Here is a 5,368-nt window from a genome sequence, read left to right on the forward strand (position 1 = left end):
CAAGCCGTCTGCTGAGCGCCTGCAACTTAAAGCGGGGGGCTTTCGGTGGCAAGCGGTGAATTTCAACAGCCTGTTAGGGCCTGTTGACACTATTTTCGGGGTCGCGAAGGCCCTTGCCGGCGTGCCAATCTAGGCGCGTGACGCAGCGTGTGCCCTTGCACACGCAAGGAGCGCAACGACGAGTGGCGCGCCGGCAAGGGCCTTCCCTTCGGGTTGCCCGGCCTGGGGGTCGTCTGCGGCGTTGCCCGCGCTTGCAAGGTCCCTACCTTGCTGCGCACGGGCGCCTTGCATCCCGCCCCCAGGCCGGGCAACGCGATCCCCGAAAATAGTGTCAACAGACCCTCGTCTTGAATTCCAAGCGCATGCCTTTCTTGGCATGCTCTGCACCATGCCCCCCATCCTCAACCGGCTCTGGCGCCGCGTGCGCACCACCGTCGCCCCCGTGCCCGACATCTCGGCCACACTGTGGCTCGCCACGCTACAGCGCTACCCCTTCCTGGCGGCGCTGTCGCTGCACGACCAATCCAAGCTGCGTGCGCTCAGCGCCCTGTTCCTGCACCACAAGCAGTTCCATGGTGCACACGGCATGGAGGTGACCGATGCCATGGCCATTGACATCGCCGCCCAGGCCTGCCTGCCCCTGCTGCATTGGGGCGAGCCAGCCAAGGCCCTTGCCTGGTACGACGATTTCGTGGGCATCGTGCTGCACCCTGGCGAGGCCGTGGCCCGGCGCAAGACCATGGACGAAGCCGGCGTGGTGCATGAACACGACCAGGTGCTGCTGGGCGAAGCCATGGACCGCGGCCCCATCATGCTCAGTTGGGAGCACGCCTCCAACGGCCGTGAGAACACCGAGCGCGGCACCAACGTGGTGGTGCACGAGTTCGTGCACAAGCTCGACATGCGCAACAAGGGCGAGCCCAACGGCTGCCCGCCCCTGCCCGCAGGTTTCATGGGCACACGCACGGGCCGCGGCGCTTATGAAGCCTGGTGGAACGCCTGGGAGCCCGCGTACGAAGATTTTCGCGAGGCCGTCATCAAGGCCGAGCGCTTCGGCGCCGAGATGCCCTGGCTCGATGCCTACGGCGCCACCTCGCCCTCCGAATTCTTTGCCGTGGCCTGCGAGGCCTACTTTGTGAACCGCACGCGCTTCACCCAGGAGTTTCCAGGGCTGGTGCCGGTGCTGGATGCGTTTTTCAAGCGCCCCACAGAGGCCGCCTGAGCCCACTGCTCACGCCTGGCGACCCTACCGGCCCTCGACAAGACCGGCGAGACGCCTCGCGCGAAGACAGGCCAGACAAACCATCGAATTTTTGACAATTTTTCCAATTTTGGATAAATTGTCGAAATGCCCAAACGCACACCGACCGCATCCCAGCCCACGCGCACCCCCGAACAAAAAGCCCTGCTCTCCCAGATCGAGCAGGTGGCCCAGGGCCTGGCCGCCACCTTTGCCCCTTTCTGCGAGGTGGTGGTTCACGACCTGCTGGACCCGGGGCAGTCGATTCTGGCGATCCACAACAACCTCTCGGGCCGGGCCGTGGGCGAGCCCACGACCGAGCTGGGCCTGGCGCGCATCGCTGACCCCGACTACCCGCAGGTGATTGCCAACTACGCCAACCAGTTCGCCGATGGGCGGCAGGCCAAGAGCACCTCAGTGGGGATCAAGGATTCGTCGGGCCAGTACATCGCCGCGCTGTGTCTGAATGTGGACCTCACGCAGTTCCGCGGCCTGCAGAGCATGGTGGGCCAGTTCACCGCCATCGATGGCGATACGGGGCTCACCGAGTCGCTGGACCCGGCCGGGGCCGAGGCCATCCGCCAGCGCATCGACCAGTTCGCGGCGCGCCTGTCCACCGCGCCGCGCGCGCTCAAGGCGGCCGAGCGGCGCGCCCTGCTGCGCGAGCTGCGCGAGTCGGGCAGTCTGGAGGTGCGCCGCGCGATGGAGGTGGTGGCACAGCACCTGGGCGTATCGCGCGCCACGGTGTACGGCGACGTGGCCAAGTGAGGTGAAGCCATGAGTGCCAACCCCGCCGCAACCGACCGCGCCCAGGCCTCCCTGCTGCTGCTCGACACCCACCAGGTCACGGCCCTGCTGCAGCCCGACGACGTGCTGCGCGCGGTGCACGAGGCCTTCACCCTGCACAGCCAGCGCGCGGGCCGGGTCTTCCCCGTGGTGCGCGAGGCATTGCCCACGGGCGGTGTGTTCGGCATCAAGTCGGGCGACGTGCCCGCGCAGGGGCTGCTGGGCTTCAAGGCCGCCGGCTTCTGGCCCGCCAACCGTGCGCGGGGTGGCGAGCCCCACCAGGCCACCGTGCTGCTGATCGACCCGGCCACGGGCCGCCCGCTGTGCGTGCTGGACGGCAATGCCATCACCACCGAGCGCACGGGCGCGGCCGGCGCGCTGGGCCTGCAGCACCTGGCCCGGGCCGGCAGCACGCGGCTGTGCCTCTTCGGTACGGGGGTGCAGGCGCGCGTGCAACTGCGCTTTGCGCTGCAGGTGCTGCCCACACTCACCCACGTGCGCTACCTCACGCACGACGGCCAGCCACGCCCCGATTTCGAGGCCGCATTCCATGGCCAATGCGAGGTGGGCCACACCACCGATGCGAACGCCGCCGTGGCCGCGAGCGACGTGGTCATCACCGCCACGCCCGGTGGCGGGGCCCTGTTCGACGCGGCGGTCGTGCAGCCCGGCACCCACATCAATGCCGTGGGCACCGACACCAAGGGCAAGCGCGAGCTGCCCGAGGGCCTGCTGGAGCGTGCCCGCGTGTTCGTGGACGACGCCGTACAGGCCCGCAGCATCGGCGAGGCCCAATGGGCAGCACCCGACCTGCCCTGCACCGAACTGGGCAATGTGCTCACGGGCCAGGCGCCGGTGGTGCAACGCGGCGCGCAGGACATCACCGTCTTCGACATGACCGGCCTGGCCCTGCAGGACCTCACCGTCGCCCGCCTGCTGCACACCCAGGCCCTGGCACGCGGCCTGGGCACCGCCATCGCCTGGCCCTGGTGATGCCTGACCCTCTTCTTCGCTTTCTTCTCCATCCACCACACCCACCACTGCCATGACCACTGCCCTCCAAACCCTTCCCACCTATGACGACGTCGTGGCCGCTGCCGGCCGCATTGCAGGCATTGCGCACCGCACGCCCGTGCTCACCTCGCGCACCGTGGATGCCGAGCTGGGCGCCCAGGTGTTCTTCAAGTGCGAGAACCTGCAGCGCATGGGTGCGTTCAAGTTCCGCGGCGCCTACAACGCGCTTGCCAAATTCGACGCCGCCCAGCGCAAGGCCGGGGTGATCGCCTTCTCGTCGGGCAACCATGCCCAGGGCATCGCCCTGGCCGCGCGCGAGCTGGGCATGCCCGCCACCATCGTCATGCCGCAGGACGCACCCGCCGCCAAGGTGGCCGCCACCCAGGGCTACGGCGCCAACGTGGTGTTCTACGACCGCTACACACAGGACCGCGAGCAGATCACGCGCGACCTGGCCGAGCGCAATGGCCTGACCCTGATCCCGCCGTATGACCACGCCGATGTGCTGGCCGGCCAGGGCACGGCCGCCAAAGAGCTGTTCGAAGAGGTGGGCGAGCTCGACGCCTTTTTCGTCTGCCTGGGCGGCGGCGGTTTGCTCTCGGGCTCGGCCCTGTCCACGCGCGCGCTGTCGCCGAAGTGCAAGCTCTACGGCGTGGAGCCCGAGGCCGGCAACGACGGGCAGCAGTCGTTTCGCAGCGGCGCCATCGTGCACATCGACACGCCCAAGACCATTGCCGACGGCGCGCAGACGCAGCACCTGGGCAACATCACCTTCCCCATCATCCGCCGCGACGTGGACGACATCCTCACCGTGAGCGACGCCCAGCTGGTCGACGCCATGCGTTTCTTCGCCACGCGCATGAAGCTGGTGGTGGAGCCTACCGGGTGCCTGGGCTTTGCCGCAGCGCGCGCACGGGCCGCCGAGCTCAAGGGCAAGAAGGTGGGCGTGCTGATCAGCGGTGGCAACGTCGATATGGAGCGTTTCTGCAGCCTGCTGGCTGGTTGAGCCACCCAGACTACAAGGACCCTTCGCCGTGCAAGAAGCATCCACCATCCCCCTGTCCCAGGTCGACACGCCCGCCGCGCTGATCGAGCTGCCGCGCATGCGGCGCAACATCGCGCGCATGCAGGAGCACATGAACGCACTGGGCGCGCGCTTTCGCCCGCACGCCAAGACGGCCAAGTGCCCGGCCGTGACCGATGCGCAGATCGCCGCCGGCGCGCAGGGCATCACGGTCTCCACCCTCAAGGAGGCGGCCGAGTTCTTTGCCCACGGCATCACCGACATCCTGTATGCCGTGGGCACCGTACCGCACAAGCTGCCCCAGGTGCTGGCCCTGCGCCGCCAGGGTTGCGGTCTGAAGATCATCACCGACAACCTCGCCGCAGCGCAGGCCATCGCGGCCTTCGGCCGCGAGCACGGCGAGGTGTTCGAGGTACTGATCGAGGTGGACACCGACGGCCACCGCTCGGGCATCCGCCCCGACGAGGCCACACTCATCGACGTGGGCCGCGCCTTGCACGAAGGCGGCATGCGCCTGGCCGGCGTGCTCACGCACGCAGGCGGCAGCTACGACCTGAACACCCCCGAGGCCCTGACCGCCCTGGCCGAGCAGGAGCGCGCCGGCTGCGTGCGCGCGGCCGAGCGCCTGCGCGCAGCCGGCCTGCCCTGCGCCGTGGTGAGCGTGGGCTCCACGCCCACGGCCCTCTCGGCCCGCGACCTCACGGGCGTGACCGAGGTGCGTGCGGGTGTGTATGTGTTCTTCGACCTGGTGATGCACAACGTGGGCGTGTGCAGCACCGACGACATCGCGCTGAGCGTGCTGACCACCGTGATCGGCCACCAGGTGGACAAGGGCTGGGCGATCGTCGACGCCGGCTGGATGGCCATGAGCCGCGATCGGGGCACGCAGAAGCAATCGCACGACTATGGCTACGGCCAGGTGTGCGATGTTGACGGCACGGTGCTCGAAGGCTATGTGCTGAGCGGCGCGAACCAGGAGCACGGGATCCTGTCGCTGGCCGTTGGCTCCGGGTTGGCCGAGGCGTCCCTGGGCGACATTGCGCAGCGGTTTCCGGTGGGGCGGCAGCTGCGGATCCTGCCGAACCATGCCTGTGCCACGGGGGCACAGTATGGGGAGTATCGGGCGGTGGAGGGTGGGATTGCGGTGGCGCAGTGGGGGAGGTTCGGGGGCTGGTGAGATCGATCGGCTTTTGAGGGCTCTGGTTGCTGCATGCCTTGGTTGAAGGTGGAGGCCGGGATGTGCGCCCGGCGGCGCACCTACTTTCTTTTTGCGCAAAAAGAAAGTAGGCAAAGAAACAGCGCCC

The 5,368-nt window shown here is 68.3% G+C and carries 5 protein-coding genes; all 5 read left to right on the top strand.

Features of this window, described 5'->3' with window-relative positions; genetic code table 11:
* Positions 1 to 388 precede the first annotated feature (388 nt).
* The 5 genes from AC3WOH_RS34755 (at position 389) to AC3WOH_RS34775 (ending at position 5,241) form a co-directional block, all read left to right on the top strand.
* On the top strand, positions 389 to 1,222 hold the full coding sequence (locus AC3WOH_RS34755; RefSeq protein WP_492233879.1) for a M90 family metallopeptidase: 834 nt from the start codon (positions 389 to 391) through the stop codon (positions 1,220 to 1,222).
* A 126-nt stretch (positions 1,223 to 1,348) separates the two neighbouring features.
* The gene (locus tag AC3WOH_RS34760; RefSeq protein ID WP_492233880.1) at positions 1,349 to 2,008 is read left to right on the top strand and encodes a helix-turn-helix transcriptional regulator; all 660 of its coding nucleotides are present in this window, start codon (positions 1,349 to 1,351) and stop codon (positions 2,006 to 2,008) included.
* 9 nt (positions 2,009 to 2,017) lie between these two features.
* A complete protein-coding gene (locus tag AC3WOH_RS34765; protein WP_492233881.1) occupies positions 2,018 to 3,019 on the top strand; it encodes an ornithine cyclodeaminase family protein in 1,002 nt (333 codons plus the stop codon).
* A gap of 52 nt (positions 3,020 to 3,071) precedes the next feature.
* Positions 3,072 to 4,046, top strand: a complete 975-nt coding sequence (locus tag AC3WOH_RS34770) for a threo-3-hydroxy-L-aspartate ammonia-lyase (RefSeq protein WP_492233882.1) — start codon at positions 3,072 to 3,074, stop codon at positions 4,044 to 4,046.
* Positions 4,047 to 4,074: 28 nt separating this feature from the next.
* Complete coding sequence (locus AC3WOH_RS34775; protein WP_492233883.1) at positions 4,075 to 5,241, top strand: DSD1 family PLP-dependent enzyme; 1,167 nt, start codon at positions 4,075 to 4,077, stop codon at positions 5,239 to 5,241.
* The last annotated feature ends 127 nt before the right edge of the window (positions 5,242 to 5,368 follow it).

It is taken from the genome of Acidovorax sp. FW305-C-20-28 (genome assembly GCF_058783375.1).

What these genes read in the sequence shown, in the direction of transcription:
- AC3WOH_RS34760 (WP_492233880.1), top strand. Translation starts at nt 1,349, where the DNA reads ATGCCCAAACGCACACCGACCGCATCCCAGCCCACGCGCACCCCCGAA.
- AC3WOH_RS34765 (WP_492233881.1), top strand. Translation starts at nt 2,018, where the DNA reads ATGAGTGCCAACCCCGCCGCAACCGACCGCGCCCAGGCCTCCCTGCTG.
- AC3WOH_RS34755 (WP_492233879.1), top strand. Translation starts at nt 389, where the DNA reads ATGCCCCCCATCCTCAACCGGCTCTGGCGCCGCGTGCGCACCACCGTC.
- AC3WOH_RS34770 (WP_492233882.1), top strand. Translation starts at nt 3,072, where the DNA reads ATGACCACTGCCCTCCAAACCCTTCCCACCTATGACGACGTCGTGGCC.